Origin of the sequence: Alteromonas sp. MTD1, assembly GCF_042848195.1 — a bacterium.
GTDB lineage: Bacteria > Pseudomonadota > Gammaproteobacteria > Enterobacterales > Alteromonadaceae > Alteromonas.
Genome location: NZ_BTGG01000005.1, coordinates 151,944 through 168,310 on the forward strand (window position 1 = coordinate 151,944; position 16,367 = coordinate 168,310).

Sequence of the window (16,367 nt, forward strand, 5' to 3'; positions counted from 1 at the left end):
AAATAAGCGTCAAAGCCCTGACGAATCTGCGGCGAGTAGAAGCCTCTAGAAGCCCATTTATCGCTGGCAGCGGCAAAACTTGCCGGATTTGCACCTGTTAGCAGGGTAGTTGCAAACTGAATGCCAACAGTAAAATTGACGCTGCTATATATGAGCTATATAAGAGCTCAATAAGAACTTCATTAGCCTTCAGTGAATGGGATATACAAGGTATGTTTGTTGTTTTGAGATTCGAGGTAAACTAGGCGCTCGCCGTTAAAAAAAGTGATAGACAATAAGCAATAAGAAAAAGCGAATTTTGAGGGTGAGCTAGCTAAAAGCTGCGGGCTATGGAGGTTGTGTGGGAACTAGTTTTTTAAATATTGTACTGTTAATGTTTATCTCAGTTTGCGCAGTGGCATTGTTCAAAAGAGTACATTTACCGCCAATTTTGGCGTATCTTTTTGCCGGCGTATTGGCCGGCCCTCAAATTCTTTCCGTTTTTGCTCACCCGGAAGAAATGCATTTACTGGCAGAGGTGGGCATCGTTTTTCTTCTTTTCTCTTTAGGGTTGGAGTTCTCTTTACCCAAACTACTTGCCATGCGCTCATTAGTTTTTGGTGTGGGCCTTGGTCAAATGGTCTTGACCACCGCCGTTTTTACTTGCGTACCTTATTTTCTTGGCATTGGGCTAAGTGCATCAATCATTATTGGCGGAACTTTAGCGCTAAGCTCAACGGCAATAGTAATCAAGCAAGCCACGGAGATGGGCATACTGAATAATCGCCGAACACAGCTTGCTGTAAGTATTTTGCTGTTTCAAGATCTTGCAGTGGTGCCCTTTTTAATTGCTATTCCGCTGTTAGCACAACAAGGAGAGGTCAGTATTGCAATGGCTTTGGGTGAGGCATTGCTTAAAGGCTTGTTTGTTATTGCCTTTTTGATGTCTGTTGGTAAGTGGTTACTACCTTGGGTGTTTCGAGAAATCGCGAGAACGCGAACCGATGAACTGTTTGTTCTTACTACCATTCTTATTGCTTTATTAGCCGGCGGGCTGACCTATTACTTTGGCCTTTCGATGGCGCTAGGGGCTTTTCTTGCGGGAATGATGCTAGGTGAAAGCCAGTATAAATATCAACTAGAAGCTGATATCAGGCCATTTCGAGATATCTTGATGGGGCTGTTTTTTGTAACGGTTGGCATGCAGCTAGAACTTACGGTGTTAATGAACAGTTTGTTTGAGATTGTTTTTGGTGTGTTTGCACTAATGATCGTAAAAGTGATGTTGGTTCGGGCTGCGTCAGTGTTAGTGAAAACTGATGCTGTCGATGGTTGGTCTGCGGGTGTGAAACTGTGTCAAATTGGTGAGTTCAGTTTTGTTATAGCGGCATTGGCAACCACTCATGGTGTACTTACCAGCGAGCAGTCCTCATTAATTGTTTGCATGGGCGTAATCAGTATGGCGCTTACGCCATGGCTTATGAATAACAGTGTATTAATAGCAAAACGCATTGTGAACAAAGATATTCTTGTCGATGAAGAAAATCATCCCTTACACACCGAGCTATTGCGAAACCACGTTATTATTTGTGGCTTCGGGCGCGTGGGGCAGTCAGTAGCGAGAATGTTAAAAATGGAAGGTATTAACTTTGTGGCAATTGACATGGATCCAGTGCGTGTTCACGAGAGTCGTAATGCGGGCGAGCCTGTGATTTTTGGTGATGCTAGCCAAAAAGACATTCTGCAAAGTGCTAACCTTAAAACAGCCAAATTGGTTTTGGTGACATTTGACCAAGTAGATAAAGCGAAGCAGGTTATTACACAAGCGCGTTCCTTAGTAGACACCATAGACGTAATGGTGCGAACAAAGCGCGACTATCAGTTAGAAAGCTTGTATACCGCAGGCGCCAATCAGGTAGTGCCTGAACTACAAGAAGGTAGCTTAATGCTGGTATCACAGGTTCTGCATTATGCGGGTGTGCCTATGTCGCGAATTTTAAAACGAGTCCGTGCAGAACGAAAAGGTCGCTACGATCATATGCACGGTTTTTACCCAGGCGAAACAACGGAAATCACCTATGGAACGGAGGATAAGTTGGAGTTTATCCATGCCATTGTTTTGTCTGAGCACGCGTCGTGTATTGGTAAATCGCTAAAACAAATAGACTTTGAACGTATGCGCGTGAATGTAAAAGGGCTAAGAAGAGATGGAAATGAAATTAAAGACCCCGATAGTGACGCAGTTCTAAAAGCCCATGATGTTTTGGTGATAGCGGGTAAACCAAGACGCGTTGAACGTGCTGAAAGGCGACTGTTGGAAGGAAGTTAGTTCATCTTTGTTTGAAGCTGTATGAAAACCGCTGCCCAAAAAATTGGGCAAACGGTGTTTAAAGCCTTATCAGATAGAGACTAACCAATATTAAGGCGTCGCTTGCTATAAGCAGTTAAGTGCAGATATTGATGAAAAAGACGGCTTAAAGTCAACGTTGTCAGTAAGACTACGCAACACGGTCTTTTTCTAAATCTGCAAACTGTTTTTTAAGGTCGTAACGTTCGTCTGTTACAATTTTTTCCAGTACAGAAACACGCTCTTTTAATTCAGCAATCTCAGTTTTGTAAGCATCAGCTTCTTTGGTATTTAGCTTTTTACCTTTTTTATCTTTAGCACTTTCGATAATAGTAACAAGTGCCCAAGCACAAATGGCAACAATAGCAACGGCAGTCATGTTCACGGCGGTATCCCTCTCTAGTGATGTTTAAAAAGTGTAGTTGAGAACAGGGTATTTCGCCTGCCCTTCTATTTTTCTACTTACTGCGATAGCCCTTTTGTTACTATAACCACTATCGGTCATATTCTTTAAGTAAAAGATGTAGCGGTTTGCATATCGCAGCGTATTTAGTTCGGTTAGTTTAGCTACTATGTAAGCTACTATGCATTATTTGCAAATCTGTTGCCAAGTGACAAAAGTCATTAATTATTAGCTGTTTAAGTGTTTTTTATATTGCGTGAAGCACAGCCAGTTAACGTATTTCACCACCCGAAGTAGTAAAATTGACGAATGAGTAACGAAAATAGTCACAAAAAACAGAACAGTGCTGAAAGTGAAACGCTTTTAAGCCCAACTACCGAGCATGACGTGAAATGGATGCGACATGCCCTTGCTTTAGCAGACAGAGCAGAAGCCATTGGTGAGGTGCCTGTAGGCGCATGCGTTGTATTAAATGATGAGGTGATAGGAGAAGGGTGGAATACACCAATAAGTGATAATGACCCGTCAGCTCATGCAGAGTTGCGTGCGGTAAAAGACGCAGCACAACACATCCAGAACTATCGCTTGGTTGACGCTACGTTATATGTCACCCTTGAACCTTGCTCTATGTGTGCGGGAATGCTTGTGCATGCTAGGGTTAAACGAGTGGTGTTTGGTGCGTGGGACGCGAAAACAGGCGCGGCGGGTTCAGTAATGAATTTACTTCAACATCCTGCGCTTAACCATCAAGTCGATATTCAATCTGGTGTACTTGCTGATGAATGCGCTACAAAGTTGTCGCAGTTTTTTCAAAAGCGCAGGAAGGAAATAAAAGCGGCTAAAAAAGCCAAAAAAGAAAGCCAAAAGTCCTAGTATCTTAGCTAATAGAATCTCGGCTAATGGTATCTTGTATAATAATATCTTGATTAATAAGTATTGCGGTTAATAGGTATCACGGCTAGTTAGCAGGGCGTACCAATTGGGTAAATAAGTCGGTGGTTACAAATAGCTTGCGGCGTTGCAATACTTTTTGGTGACAACGTTTCAACATCATTCTACGTCGATTGTTATTTTTCAATGGTGTTCCTTTTCTCATAAAACGGTTTTTCTTCATTTATCCTCCTTGCAGCATCTTCTTGATAGCAATACGGGACAGCACGCCTCACGTGAAGCGATATTTTTACTGTACATAAGTAAGATGACACCGAAATGACAGTTATCAAGCCATTGATGGTTTGAATTGAGCTTAAATTTTACCCTGTTCGTCGAGCCACACTAAGCTATCGTAATAACGACGTATGTTTTCAACATAGGTTAATGCTTCATCTCCACGAGCATATCCGTATTTCGTAGTACGGTAATACTTTTTCTGGCGCAGCTGCGGTAGTCGGCGTTTAACATCTACCCACAAGTCAGGATTTCCTCCTTGACGTTCTGTAAGGATCCTTGCGTCTTCAAGGTGTCCCATACCAATGTTATACGCGGCCATTGCCATCCAGGTTCTATCTGGTTCACCAATACGTGCTGGAATACGCTGAAGGAGGCTTGCAAAGTAGCGCGAACCACCGCGAATGCTCTGTTCTGGATCGGTTCTATCGTCAACATTCCAGTCGCTCGCAGTATCGAGTGTGAGCATCATTAACCCTCTAACGCCTGTGCGTGAAACTGCATCGGGTTCCCAATGACTTTCTTGATAGCTCATGGCAGCAAGCAAACGCCAGTCTAAATCTCCTGAGTACTGTTTAAACAGTGCTTCATATTGAACAAGGGTGTTTTCAGCGGCAGCGTTAAATGCGCGGCTATCGACATAATCAAACTGGCGAATGTGCCCAAAATACTTGTCCTCTAAAACCGTAAACCACCCCGACTGATGCACGGTACCAAAGTATTCAATAAGCGCTGCTTTTACTGAATCATCTTGGTTGCGGGGCAGGGCCCATGCCATGGGCATGGCGTCGTTAACAGTAAAAGCAACAGCAAGGTTTGGATAGCGGCGACGCTGTAAAGCTAAACGGTTACTGTCGGCCACAGTATATGAAATATCACCAAGCGCGACTTGTTGAAGCAGTTCTTCTAAATCAGAATCTTCAGTGGTAACAAGCTTATTTTTATCTTCCTCGCTATTGGTGTTTTCTAGCGCTTGGTAAAGCAAAAATGACTGACTGCTGCCTGTCACCGATACCACTGGTGCTTCAAGGTCTTGTATACTGCGTGGACGCGCTGTGCCCGCTTGAAATACCAGCTGTTGTTTAACTTGTTGATAGCGAGGGCCATAGTCAAATCGAGCCATCAACTGGCTGGTAACAGCATCACCCGTTGCTACGATATCCAGATTGCCGTCTTCCAACTGCTGCAGCATTTCGTCGTAATTGTAAAAAGGATAAACGTCGAGCGTTACGCCTAAGTAGTCGGCAAAACCAGCTAGCAATTCGTATTCAAAACCCTGAGGACCTTCCGCACCGTTATAATATGTTGCTGCGCCATAAACCGTACCTACTCGAATAGATTCGCGTTCAAGTAGTGATGATAATGCCGTTGGCACGTGTGGCGTACCACAGCTGAACAAAAATGCAGTAAATGTGATTACCAAGAATGTTTTTAATCGCTTTTTATAGCCGTCTTGCTGCATAAACCTTTACTTATTGTTATTAAACCAACTAAGTTTAAAAAAAACGTCATGTTAGCGCGTTATGAGGTTACCAAGGAATGATATTTACTCTATAATCCGCGCCGAAATACTCATCAATCCAAGAGGCAACGGGTCGCATTGGTGGTCGTTGTTTCTAACAAACCAGGTAAAACAATATGTTGGTCCTAAGAGGCGCTCCCGCACTATCAGAGTTTAACCAAACTAAACTGATTGCAAAGCTGGGTCAATCCGGCGTTAAGGTGAAAAACCTTTACAGTGAATATGTTCACCTAGTCGATACCCAAGGTGATTTGTCTAAGCAGCACATAGAGATACTAGAAAAGCTGCTCACTTACGGCCCCGCGAGGCAAGCACAATCACCTTCTGGAACCCTCTTCCTTATTACTCCTCGCCCTGGCACTATCTCTCCCTGGTCTTCTAAAGCCACCGACATCGCTCACAACTGTAACTTAAAAGAAATCAATCGCATTGAACGCGGCTGTGCCTTTTATATTGAAACGGAAACCGCATTAAGCGAAAGCGATTATGCGCATGTTGCAAGCTTTCTACACGACCGAATGACAGAGTCGGTATTTACGCAAACAGCAGACGCAGCAGTACTGTTTACGCAGGCCGAAGCAAACACCTTTGCTACGGTTGATGTATTGGGTGAAGGCAAAGAAGCACTTGTTAGTGCAAACTTAACATTGGGCCTTGCACTTGCTGATGATGAGATTGATTACCTTTTTGACAGTTTTACGAAACTGGGTAGGAACCCAACTGACGTAGAACTGTATATGTTTGCTCAGGCAAACTCTGAGCATTGTCGACACAAAATCTTTAATGCAAGCTGGACCATCGATGGTGACGAACAAGAAAAGTCACTGTTTAAGATGATTAAAAACACGTTCGAGCTACTGCCTGATCACGTTTACTCTGCATACAAAGACAACGCAGCAGTAATGGAAGGCTGGCAAGCGGGCCGTTTCTTCCCTAACCCTCAGTCTCATCAATATGAATATCACAATGAAAACATCGATATTCTAATGAAGGTGGAAACGCACAACCACCCAACCGCCATTTCACCATTTCCAGGTGCAGCTACTGGCTCTGGCGGTGAAATTCGCGACGAAGGTGCAACAGGTCGTGGCTCAAAGCCAAAAGCGGGCCTAGTTGGTTTTACCGTATCAAACTTGCGTATTCCTGGTGCAGTTCAGCCGTGGGAAGCAGAATATGGCAAGCCACAGCGTATTGTTAGTGCTCTTGATATTATGATTGAAGGGCCGCTAGGTGGGGCTGCATTTAACAACGAGTTTGGCCGTCCAAACCTGTTGGGCTATTTCCGCACTTACGAGCAAGAAGTAAATAGCTTCAACGGTGTTGAAGTGCGCGGTTATCACAAGCCAATTATGCTTGCAGGTGGTTTAGGTAACATTCGTCGTGAACATATCGAAAAAGGCGAAATAACGGTAGGTGCTAAACTTATTGTGTTAGGTGGCCCTGCAATGAACATTGGCCTAGGCGGTGGTGCAGCATCATCTATGGCATCTGGTCAATCAAACGAAGATCTAGACTTTGCTTCAGTACAGCGTGATAACCCTGAAATGGAGCGCCGTTGCCAAGAAGTCATCGATGCATGCTGGCAGCTGGGTGATAACAACCCTATCCAATTTATTCACGACGTGGGCGCGGGTGGTTTGTCTAACGCACTTCCGGAACTTGTGAATGACGGCGGTCGTGGCGGTAATTTTGAGCTACGCAAAGTATTGTCTGACGAACCAGGCATGACGCCGCTTGAGCTTTGGTGTAACGAGTCGCAAGAACGCTATGTATTGTCGGTAGCCCCTGAAAACCTACCTGTTTTTGAAGCAATTTGTGCACGTGAACGCGCACCTTTTGCGGTAGTAGGTGAAGCTACAGCAGAGCCGCATCTTAATCTAAATGACAGCCAGTTCGATAACAAACCTATCGATATGCCCCTGGATGTATTGCTAGGTAAACCACCTAAAATGCATCGCGATGTAACGTCTTTAACGGCTAATTCTGCGGCATTAGACGATAGCGGTATCACGCTTAGCGAGGCGGCTCAACGTATTTTGTCGTTGCCAACGGTGGCGGAAAAAACCTTCCTAATTACGATTGGCGATCGTTCGGTGACAGGTTTGGTAAGTCGCGATCAAATGGTAGGTCCTTGGCAGGTGCCGGTTGCTGACGTTGCGGTAACTGCTTCTGCGTTTGATACCTATCACGGCGAAGCGATGTCGATGGGTGAACGTACACCAGTAGCACTCCTATCACATGGAGCATCTGCTCGCTTGGCGGTAGGTGAAGCACTAACTAACATCGCAGCAGCAAACATTGGCGACATTAGACGCATTAAGTTATCGGCAAATTGGATGGCCGCGGCAGGTCACCCTGGAGAAGATGCTGGTCTTTACGAAGCAGTAAAAGCGGTTGGTGAAGAGCTGTGCCCTGAGCTAGGTTTAACCATTCCGGTGGGTAAAGACTCAATGTCGATGAAAACCGCATGGACAGACAACGGTGAAGACAAAGCGGTAACGTCTCCGCTTTCGCTTGTTATCTCAGCATTCGGTGCGGTTAAGGATATTCGTAAAACGGTAACGCCACAACTGCGCACAGATAAGGGCGATAGCTGCTTGTTGCTTATTGATTTAGGTGAAGGTAAGAACCGTTTAGGTGCGAGCTGTTTGGCGCAAGTTTACACGCAGTTAGGCGATAGCCCAGCAGATGTAGTTTCAGCTACACGTTTAAAAGCCTTCTTCGATGCCATGCAGGCGCTTATCGAAAAAGGTCTGGTACAAGCCTATCATGACCGTTCTGATGGTGGCTTATTCACTACAGTTGCTGAGATGGCGTTTGCAGGTAAGACTGGGGTAAGTGTTAACCTTGATGCATTGTCTGGAAGCGATATTGCGGTCCTCTTTAACGAAGAGCTGGGCGGCGTTATTCAGGTACTTGAAAACGACATTGATGCGGTTAACCAAATCTTTGCACAATTCGATTTAGGTGCATTAACGCACGATATCGGTACGCTGAATGCTTCAGATACTATTGAGTTCTCTCGTGGCGGTACTTGTATCCTTACTGATAGTCGCGTTTCTATGCGTACAACGTGGGCGCAAACTACGTTTGAAATGCAAAAACTACGCGACAATCCTGCTTGCGCTGAACAAGAACATGCTGCCAAGCAAGATTCACAAGACCCAGGTTTACATGTAGCGTTAAGTTACGACGTAAACGACGATATTGCGGCGCCATACATTGCCAAAGGTGTAAAACCTAAAGTCGCTATTTTACGAGAGCAAGGTGTTAACTCGCATCTAGAAATGGCAGCGGCGTTCACCCGTGCTGGCTTCAACGCAATAGACGTACACATGAGCGATGTTTTGTCAGGCCGTGTTACTCTTGAGCAATTTGCGGGGCTAGCTGCATGTGGCGGTTTCTCTTACGGTGACGTACTGGGTGCAGGTGAAGGCTGGGCTAAATCAATTCTGTTCAACAGCATGGCTCGTGATCAATTTGAAGGTTTCTTTAACCGCGAAGATACCTTCAGCTTAGGCGTTTGTAACGGATGTCAGATGCTTTCAAACTTGAAGTCACTTATTCCTGGCACAGAGCACTGGCCTCATTTTGTGACGAACCAGTCTGCACGCTTTGAAGCGCGTGTAGCCATGGTTGAAGTGATGGAGTCGAAATCGGTACTGCTAGATGGTATGGCTGGCTCACGTATGCCTATTGCGGTTTCACACGGTGAAGGGCAGGCCGAGTTTGCAAATGAGCAAGCCTTAAGTGACGTAGGTCAGCAAGTAGCAATGCGCTATGTTGATAACTATGGCAACCCGACTATGCAATATCCGGCTAACCCTAATGGTTCGCCACAGGGCATAACAGGACTTACCTCACAGGACGGTCGTAGCACTATTATGATGCCTCACCCTGAACGTGTATTCCGTGCTGTTGCTAACTCTTGGCGACCAGACGACTGGCAAGAGGATGGTGCGTGGATGCGTATCTTTAGAAATGCACGAAAGTTTGTGGGTTAATAACTCAAAGATATACGGCTTTTTTTGAAATTTTCATCACTAAATGTAATTGAAAATACGCAAAATTAGTCGTTTATTTGTTAGTCAGTGTATTTCTTATGTCAAATGTTTGGGAAAGCGTCAAAAAAGTGATTTTGGCGCTTGTCATCAAGTTGTCACTGATTTATTGTAATGCAAGCAAGGAATGCGAAAAGGTTACAGGAGTTCAGTTGGGGTGTACCAGTCACTATCACTGTGCTGGTTTTAAATAATAAGAGACGACCAATGAATCGTTCTTCAAAAGGGTTTGGCTTAACCGGAGTCGCTGTTGCTGTAGTGCTGATGTTTGTAACTGCTGTGTTTAGCACTTCTGCAAAATCTGCCGAAGCTCCATCGCCGCTGAGTGTGCAGTCTTCAGTTAAGTAGTCTGAAAAAAATTCGAGGGCCCGTATCAAGATATTGATACGGGCCTTTATCATTTATACACTTCAGATTTGTAGCGTGAACTTTTAGCGTTTTCTATTGTTTTCTCTGTTGATCAACTTCTGATCAGGATGCTTCTTAAGCAATACATAGGTAGCACCAAATCCACCGTGCATAGGTTGAGCGGTATGGAAAGCAATCACTTCTTCAAGCTCTTTTAGCCAGTGATTTACGTAGCTCTTTTTTAACCCAGGAAATGGCTTGCTGTTAACCCCTTGTCCGTGTTGAATGAGAAGTGCTCGCACGCCGCGCTCATGGCTTTGCTTTATGGTTTGGTATATGCGATCGCAACTCTCTTTAACCGTTAGACCTTTTAGTGAGACCTTCACTTCAAGAGGATATTTCCCTAGCCTAAGTTTCTTAAATACACCGTCTTGGATCCCTGGCTGTTGAAAGGTAATAAAATCATCTGCAGGGACCGGCTTTACACCTTCCATGCTTAATGGGTTTAACAGCTTATCTCTTGTACTTGCTTTTGCAGACGCGCGCTTTTTCTTTTCTTCTACCGCACTTTCAGCGTTGTGCAAGTTTGCTACATCGTCGTTTTTTATGGGCCTTACGTCTTTCATTTCATCAAAGAACGAACCTACATCGTCGTCATTATCGAAGGTCATGTTGCTTCTCCTTACATGGCGTGTTCTTTGGGACTGCAAACTATTCTAAAGTAGGGGCGTATTTATATTTTACAATGATACAGTTACGTTTCGGCAAAGTATAAATTTTACGTTATACTTAAAAAGTGCGAACGAATATTGGTGCTTAATACTTGCGTTTTTTAATTATCAGTCTGGTTACATTTTCTAGCGTTACTTTTGCTGCTTCGAAGCCATTTCAAGCATCAGTAGTCGCGTTTGATGAGGCTATAATTAATGAATCAAATCCACTTCATTTTGGCACTATCCTAACCAATGCAGGCGCATCGTGCTCACTAGATAGCTCAGGTAGTACTTCTGGATCTTGCGCAAGTGTAGATGCAAATATTGCGGTTGGCGTAATAAATTTATCTGGACTGGTAGCAAACCAATCCTACCAGATAGAGGTTGTGGGCAGCGACAATGGGGTTATTCGTTTTAGCCCGGCAATTTCTGTAAATAGCATAGAAACGTTCGACGATGACAGCAATCAGGTCGTGAGCACTACAACGACGCCCTCAACAAGCGATACTGATATAGTTGTATTTGGAAGCCTTGAGGTTTTAAGCCAGCTTACGGCGGGGGCAACTTACAATGCTAACTATACAGTTAACGTAAGTTTCCAGTAATTATTAGTCATACATTCCACAGCTATATAGTTACCAGAATCACAAACAGCAATATTATCTGGGTAACACAGCCTCTTTGTTAACTTTGAATGGCTGCTTTCGATACTCACTATCAAAGTAATCATCTATACAGTCATTGTCCGCATTCATCGGTGCAATAAGTCGATAAAATTCGGCATTATTCTTTTTATTTGGTAGCAGCATCAGCGCTTGGTGTCTGAAAAGTATTTCAGGGTTAATAGACGATTTCGAATAGTAAGCTGACAGCTGGCATAACACGGTGTTTGGTGTGTTTTCTGTGGCCGCTAAAGACTGCTCTATTCGCTCTTCTAACGATGTGTATACAGCCTCTTTTCGCCATTCATTGCCAACATAACGAGATACAGGGCTTACAAATGCATTGCTGAAAGCGGGGTGTGTTTTGATAGCATCTAAAAACGCGTTTGCTGCGTTAAAGGAATCAAACTGTCCCACTGTGACATAAGTCATAGCAACGTCGTGGTTTCGGTAATACTGAATAGCACTAGTCGGCACGGGTAGCTGTTTCAACACTTCGTGAATAGAGCGGGCGTGTCTAAATATACCTACTTGGATTTCATATGAAACATTGGTTTGAACACTAGGTTCAGTCATAACAACTTCAGCGTTATCATTGGCGTCGTCTGTGGGCACCATGACTTGAATGTCATCTAGAAAGATAACATCACCTTCTTCTGGTGCAATAAATTCAATTTCACCATTTTGTACAACAAGGTTATTCCTTTCTAAATATTTATCATCCACCAATAGTTTATATTTCCCTGGTGGAAGTCTATCCATATAGAAATAGCCATCACTTTCAGTTCTTGTTTGAGTAACAACGGTATAATCTTCATCCACAACATTAAGTAATAGGTTAGGGGCACCGCGGCTACTTGTTGAACCAACAAGATATACTGTACCTTCAACGTCATTTACAGCTTGTACTGCCAGTTCAACTTGACTAATGCCACCACCGTGCGTTTGAACGTCAACGAGGTTATCTGTCGGTACCATAAAGGGGTCGGGAAGTGATGAGGGCTTAATTGATAAGGACTGCGTCATATGCCCAGTGAGCAGCCTAGCTTGGCCATTTTCGTTAGTGTAGTTATTTTTCCAGCGTGCATGCCCATCAAATTGAACGCCTTCAATAGCGTAGTCATCTCCATCAAACGCGTTATTTCTATTTTTATCAAAAAATGCAAATGCATCAACACGACCTGCAGAGGTTGTTGCTGCACGATCATAGCTAAATGAACTCGCATAGGGGTCGTAATTTATATTGCCTGTGAGAGTTAGGTTAAAAGACCAGTCTCCACCTTCTGCAACACTAGCACCCATACCGAGGTTAAATGAATCAAAGCTCCAGTTATGCGTGTGGAGAAGCTCAAGTTTACTTGACCCGTTAGCTCTGTACTGAAGTCGAGTTTCTCTATTTTGTTTTAATAAATAGGGCCATCGAAGTGCTACGTAAAAAGATTCAGTGTCAAACTGGTCTGAAGGTTTAAAATCCCAGGAGCTCGCTACCTGCCAGCCTTCAATTGACTTTGAATAATAAAGGCGTCCCAACAAGGATGATTGCTGATTATCGGTGTAGGTTAATCCTCCTGAGGCAGTACCACCTAAAAATGTATCATTGAGGGCTAACGAGATAATATTCTGGTCATCACGGTTTGAGAAAGTACGTCTTGATAAGTTGGCATTCCAACCTAGTCGATTACCCAAGGTAGTTCTGCCATTAAAGCGCAATGCAGTCTCACTTTCTAAGCCTCGAGTCTCATCGAACCTTTGACTTGAGAAGTCGTTTAACTGACTGTGTGTAAAGTTAAATGCGAGGTTGCTATCTATGCGTCCACTCCAACCCAAAAATGCACCGATTCCTCGGTCTTTCTGTTTGGTTATTGATGCGTTTAAGGCAGAGCCAATAAATTGAGTATCAATGGTGGCTGCAATATATGATAGCGGTTCGTTGTTAATCCAAATTTTTTGTGTTGAAGCCGAAATAGTGGTTGAGTCGGTTAAACCATACCCTAGCTTAGCGATCGTCGACTTGCCTAAACCCACATCAGATATTTGCCCATCGACTAATCGATATTGATTGTCGCTCGCGCCTAAAAAGAAGTTTACGCTTCCTTGTTGGGTTTGGTCCTCTCCTACACTTATGTTTTGTGTTCTTGTTTCTTGTTGTCCTTCAGGCCCGTAGAGTTTCAGTTCAAAAAGGTTATTTCCATAAAAGGTATCCACATCTTCGAAAACCACTCTGTTCTGTTCGTCGCTGAACTTTTCATCAATAAATTGACTGTTCCTAAAAAGCTGAACGCGCCATCCGGGGAGTACGAATTCTTCTATTGTTGTTTTCGAAAAGTTGCGCTGGCCGCGCTGATTAGCGTTGTGAAGTATAAAACCTAGCGATTGTGAAGGGTTGGTAACAAGGTTATCACCTAATAGTTGAATATCACCAAATTCATAAGTGAGGCCCGTGTTGGGGTTCCCGAAACTCCTATCCCTGATATGACGTGAAAAACGTAAAAAATGATTACTCTTATCGTTGACTAGGCTAACTCTAAAGTTTGTAGCGTGGTGAGCAAGGTCAAACGCTGAGTTAAGGTTAATGTTTGTACGTTCTGATTCAGAGCGCCTTTTACTCGCAGTAATGCGATAGCTAACAAGCGGCGATGTATACCATTGATATTCATCATCTATGGTGCGATCAGCAAAAGCGTTATCCGGCTTGAAAAAGCTGGGAATATGAATAGCTTCTCCTTTTTTATTTTCTTTCAGTGAGTTACCAAATAAATTAAGGTGGAGCAGTGATAGGTTGTATTCGTATTCTACAGAAAGAAGGCTGGAGATTAGTTCTACATCTATGTATAGATCAAAGTCGTCTTTTGCCCAATAAACAAGCGCAGACGGGTCTTGCATATCGTCGAAGCTCAATTCAAAACTGCATAGCTCGTCATCATCTTCTGCGTTGTAAGCAAGATAACCAGACTGAATATTTAGTTCCCAGTCCAAGCTCATAGCATCGATAAAAAGTGATGCAGGGATTAACAGTCTGTCGTTAACAGCATATACGTCAAAACCATCTAAAATAGGTTGACCGTTAAGACGAAGCACACTTATAAGAAAGTCATCGTCGCTTAGCGTTACTTTTTTAAACGATGAAGGTGTGTTACAAACTTCCGCATAACTACAAAAAGAGAGAAGAATACAGCATGTAGCACACCACAACCTCATAGAGAATTTTGTCCCCAAATATGAACTATTCGAGTGTATGCTCTACAGCGAGAACAAGGTCTCCACCGAATTTCTTATTTTCGGTGTATTTTATAATGACTGGGCCTTTTTCAATTTCTTGCAAAGGAATAAGCACGCGTCTACGTTCAAGAGGGCGATAAACAGCGACGTTATTCATTACACCTAGGACTTTCCCGTCAGGTGTCTCAACCGAAAAGTTACCGAACAAAGAGCGGTTTCCTTTTCTAGTAACCCATACTTGAATATTCAAAGCGCCATTGTGCATCACTGTCGATGGCTCTACTAACGCTGATTCAACAAATACCTCACCGTGGCGCACAATAATCGGCAAGCTATAAGCAAGTTTACTCGCTAGATTAACATTACCACCTTCAGTTGGAGCCAGCTCAGAGCTAATTCTTACTATTGCTCTATATTCTCCGTGCTCTAAACCTGACGGTTTTCGAAGTGCAAATCTTATTGCCTGGCGTTCACCGGGTTGAATTTCACCGCGTTTTGGTGAGAAACGGATGAATTCGAGTGCGGAGTAGGGCTCTTCACTTACAGTGTAAATAGAACCTTCTTCGGTCATCGCGTTAATATCAAGCTCAGCCGTGTATTTCATTGGGCTTCCGCCTGTATTTCGTAATTGCAAAGACTCTGAGCGAGAGTTCGAATCAAAAAATATTCTGAATTTTGACATTGCTACGTTTGCCGAGGCAAAGCCAGAAAATAAAAGAGCGAAAATGAAAACGATGTTATAGATAGGTGTGCGTTGAAACATAAACTACTCGACTACGAAAACAAAAAAGGGCGCTTTATTAAGCGCCCATAGTAATCGAATTACTGGAAAGATACATCTACTGTGTATTCTGCAACATAAGTTGAACCAGGCGTAAGCGCTTGAAGAACGGTCATAGTGCCGAATACATCGATGGTAATGTCATCGGCAGTACCATTTGTTATGATGGCTGTCTGTGTTCCATCAGCAATACCTGTATGTGTACCTTGTGCGTTATTGATGTTGTAATCGGCATCGAAACCCACGTTCGTACCATCAGTTCCTGTTACAGTTATGTTCATCGGTGTGTTTGCAGAAAGTGATGAAACCGTAACTAGACCGATAGAAATGTTTGCGTCAGTAGCATCGCAATCACCAGTCACTGCGCCGCCGGTTGCCATAACACACGCTGCGCCTACTTGAGGTTGCATAGCACCAAAATGAAGAGGTGTGGTATTTTCGATGTTTGCATCAGAAATTGCATTAACGGTTGCGTTATAGTTAGCAGAAGCAGCAATTGATGAACCAGAAGCTGCAGATAATAGCGCGAGCGCGATTAAACGTTTTTTCATTGTTATATCCCAAATTATCCCAAAAGAGCGTTTGGTTACCAAACTGCTCACTAATTTTATGAATTTTTATTTTTAATGAATGTACGCCTTGGAGACTGCAAGCATACTTCGGAATCTATTCAACCACTGACTTGACAAATTTAAAAGTATGTTAACGTATACTTAAAGCATTCTTTTCTTACTTTTCAGCATATTAAAAAGCGATAATAAATTTAAATGTTTGATATAAAAGTTTTTTTTATGGTGAACAATGTGTGTAAACGATTTCCGAAATAATTTCATACTTTCGTATAATTTTTCAAAAAACACTGATTTACATGGTTTTTTTGCCAAAAAGCGGTTTACCGATCGAAGAAAGGGTGATTTTTTCTGTGAATACTGGAATATTTGCGATCAGCGGATAGAGTAAAAATACTAAAGGTATGTATAAATATAAGTATTTTGGCGTCCCCACCGCGACTCGAACGCAGATCTAAAGCTTAGGAGGCTCTTGTTTTATCCAGTTAAACTATGGGGACACGGCATTTATTATACTTAAGTCTTCAAAATTCTAAAGTGTTGATGTTATTAAGTTTATGGGCGCTTAATTTACAGTGGCCAACGCTGGTGTGACT

The 16,367-nt window shown here is 43.2% G+C and carries 12 protein-coding genes and 1 tRNA gene; 5 read left to right on the top strand and 8 right to left on the bottom strand.

Translation table 11 applies throughout. The features are described 5' to 3' along the window. The first annotated feature begins 340 nt into the window (after positions 1 to 340). A complete protein-coding gene (locus ACGHAV_RS08340; RefSeq protein WP_390379006.1) occupies positions 341 to 2,308 on the top strand; it encodes a cation:proton antiporter in 1,968 nt (655 codons plus the stop codon). 169 nt (positions 2,309 to 2,477) lie between these two features. On the opposite strand, the gene ACGHAV_RS08345 is transcribed toward ACGHAV_RS08340, so the two are convergent. Further along, complete coding sequence (locus ACGHAV_RS08345; protein ID WP_390379339.1) at positions 2,478 to 2,705, bottom strand: hypothetical protein; 228 nt, start codon at positions 2,703 to 2,705, stop codon at positions 2,478 to 2,480. 333 nt (positions 2,706 to 3,038) lie between these two features. On the opposite strand from ACGHAV_RS08345, the gene tadA reads away from it, so the two are divergent. Continuing rightward, positions 3,039 to 3,602 (top strand): tRNA adenosine(34) deaminase TadA, encoded by a 564-nt coding sequence (gene tadA / locus ACGHAV_RS08350; RefSeq protein WP_334012703.1) that lies wholly within the window; start codon positions 3,039 to 3,041, stop codon positions 3,600 to 3,602. A gap of 85 nt (positions 3,603 to 3,687) precedes the next feature. Here the strand turns inward: tadA and ACGHAV_RS08355 are convergent, their stop codons facing one another. Together ACGHAV_RS08355 and mltF are read right to left on the bottom strand one after the other, a co-directional pair. Beyond that, on the bottom strand, positions 3,688 to 3,843 hold the full coding sequence (locus ACGHAV_RS08355) for a hypothetical protein (protein WP_390379009.1): 156 nt from the start codon (positions 3,841 to 3,843) through the stop codon (positions 3,688 to 3,690). A gap of 132 nt (positions 3,844 to 3,975) precedes the next feature. Next, positions 3,976 to 5,358, bottom strand: coding sequence for a membrane-bound lytic murein transglycosylase MltF (gene mltF, locus ACGHAV_RS08360; RefSeq protein ID WP_390379012.1), 1,383 nt, complete (start codon positions 5,356 to 5,358; stop codon positions 3,976 to 3,978). Positions 5,359 to 5,534: 176 nt separating this feature from the next. Here mltF and purL point away from each other — a divergent pair, with 176 nt between their 5' ends. After that, positions 5,535 to 9,422, top strand: a complete 3,888-nt coding sequence (gene purL, locus ACGHAV_RS08365; protein WP_390379015.1) for a phosphoribosylformylglycinamidine synthase — start codon at positions 5,535 to 5,537, stop codon at positions 9,420 to 9,422. A 264-nt stretch (positions 9,423 to 9,686) separates the two neighbouring features. Continuing rightward, the gene (locus tag ACGHAV_RS08370) at positions 9,687 to 9,827 is read left to right on the top strand and encodes a hypothetical protein (protein ID WP_334012709.1); all 141 of its coding nucleotides are present in this window, start codon (positions 9,687 to 9,689) and stop codon (positions 9,825 to 9,827) included. An 83-nt stretch (positions 9,828 to 9,910) separates the two neighbouring features. Here the strand turns inward: ACGHAV_RS08370 and smrA are convergent, their stop codons facing one another. Then, on the bottom strand, positions 9,911 to 10,498 hold the full coding sequence (smrA, locus tag ACGHAV_RS08375) for a DNA endonuclease SmrA (RefSeq protein ID WP_390379018.1): 588 nt from the start codon (positions 10,496 to 10,498) through the stop codon (positions 9,911 to 9,913). A gap of 152 nt (positions 10,499 to 10,650) precedes the next feature. Between smrA and ACGHAV_RS08380 the strand changes: the two genes are divergently transcribed. After that, entirely contained in the window at positions 10,651 to 11,145 is a 495-nt protein-coding gene (locus tag ACGHAV_RS08380) for a hypothetical protein (protein ID WP_390379021.1), read from the top strand. A 54-nt stretch (positions 11,146 to 11,199) separates the two neighbouring features. Here the strand turns inward: ACGHAV_RS08380 and ACGHAV_RS08385 are convergent, their stop codons facing one another. The 4 genes from ACGHAV_RS08385 to ACGHAV_RS08400 form a co-directional block, all read right to left on the bottom strand. Further along, positions 11,200 to 14,400, bottom strand: a complete 3,201-nt coding sequence (locus ACGHAV_RS08385) for a hypothetical protein (protein ID WP_390379024.1) — start codon at positions 14,398 to 14,400, stop codon at positions 11,200 to 11,202. 25 nt (positions 14,401 to 14,425) lie between these two features. Continuing rightward, positions 14,426 to 15,025 carry a hypothetical protein gene (locus ACGHAV_RS08390; RefSeq protein WP_390379027.1) on the bottom strand — a complete coding sequence of 200 codons (600 nt, stop codon included), beginning with the start codon at positions 15,023 to 15,025 and terminating at the stop codon, positions 14,426 to 14,428. Between the two features lie 218 nt (positions 15,026 to 15,243). Next, positions 15,244 to 15,753: a hypothetical protein gene (locus tag ACGHAV_RS08395; RefSeq protein ID WP_390379030.1), complete on the bottom strand. Its 510-nt coding sequence runs from the start codon at positions 15,751 to 15,753 to the stop codon at positions 15,244 to 15,246. 442 nt (positions 15,754 to 16,195) lie between these two features. After that, positions 16,196 to 16,271, bottom strand: a tRNA-Arg gene (locus tag ACGHAV_RS08400). Positions 16,272 to 16,367 lie beyond the last annotated feature (96 nt).

Bases quoted from the DNA above. Each gene is read 5' to 3' on its own strand.
- ACGHAV_RS08345 (WP_390379339.1), bottom strand. From the start codon at position 2,705: ATGACTGCCGTTGCTATTGTTGCCATTTGTGCTTGGGCACTTGTTACT.
- tadA (WP_334012703.1), top strand. From the start codon at position 3,039: ATGAGTAACGAAAATAGTCACAAAAAACAGAACAGTGCTGAAAGTGAA.
- ACGHAV_RS08355 (WP_390379009.1), bottom strand. From the start codon at position 3,843: ATGAAGAAAAACCGTTTTATGAGAAAAGGAACACCATTGAAAAATAAC.
- mltF (WP_390379012.1), bottom strand. From the start codon at position 5,358: ATGCAGCAAGACGGCTATAAAAAGCGATTAAAAACATTCTTGGTAATC.
- purL (WP_390379015.1), top strand. From the start codon at position 5,535: ATGTTGGTCCTAAGAGGCGCTCCCGCACTATCAGAGTTTAACCAAACT.
- ACGHAV_RS08370 (WP_334012709.1), top strand. From the start codon at position 9,687: ATGAATCGTTCTTCAAAAGGGTTTGGCTTAACCGGAGTCGCTGTTGCT.
- smrA (WP_390379018.1), bottom strand. From the start codon at position 10,498: ATGACCTTCGATAATGACGACGATGTAGGTTCGTTCTTTGATGAAATG.
- ACGHAV_RS08385 (WP_390379024.1), bottom strand. From the start codon at position 14,400: ATGAGGTTGTGGTGTGCTACATGCTGTATTCTTCTCTCTTTTTGTAGT.
- ACGHAV_RS08390 (WP_390379027.1), bottom strand. From the start codon at position 15,025: ATGAAATACACGGCTGAGCTTGATATTAACGCGATGACCGAAGAAGGT.
- ACGHAV_RS08395 (WP_390379030.1), bottom strand. From the start codon at position 15,753: ATGAAAAAACGTTTAATCGCGCTCGCGCTATTATCTGCAGCTTCTGGT.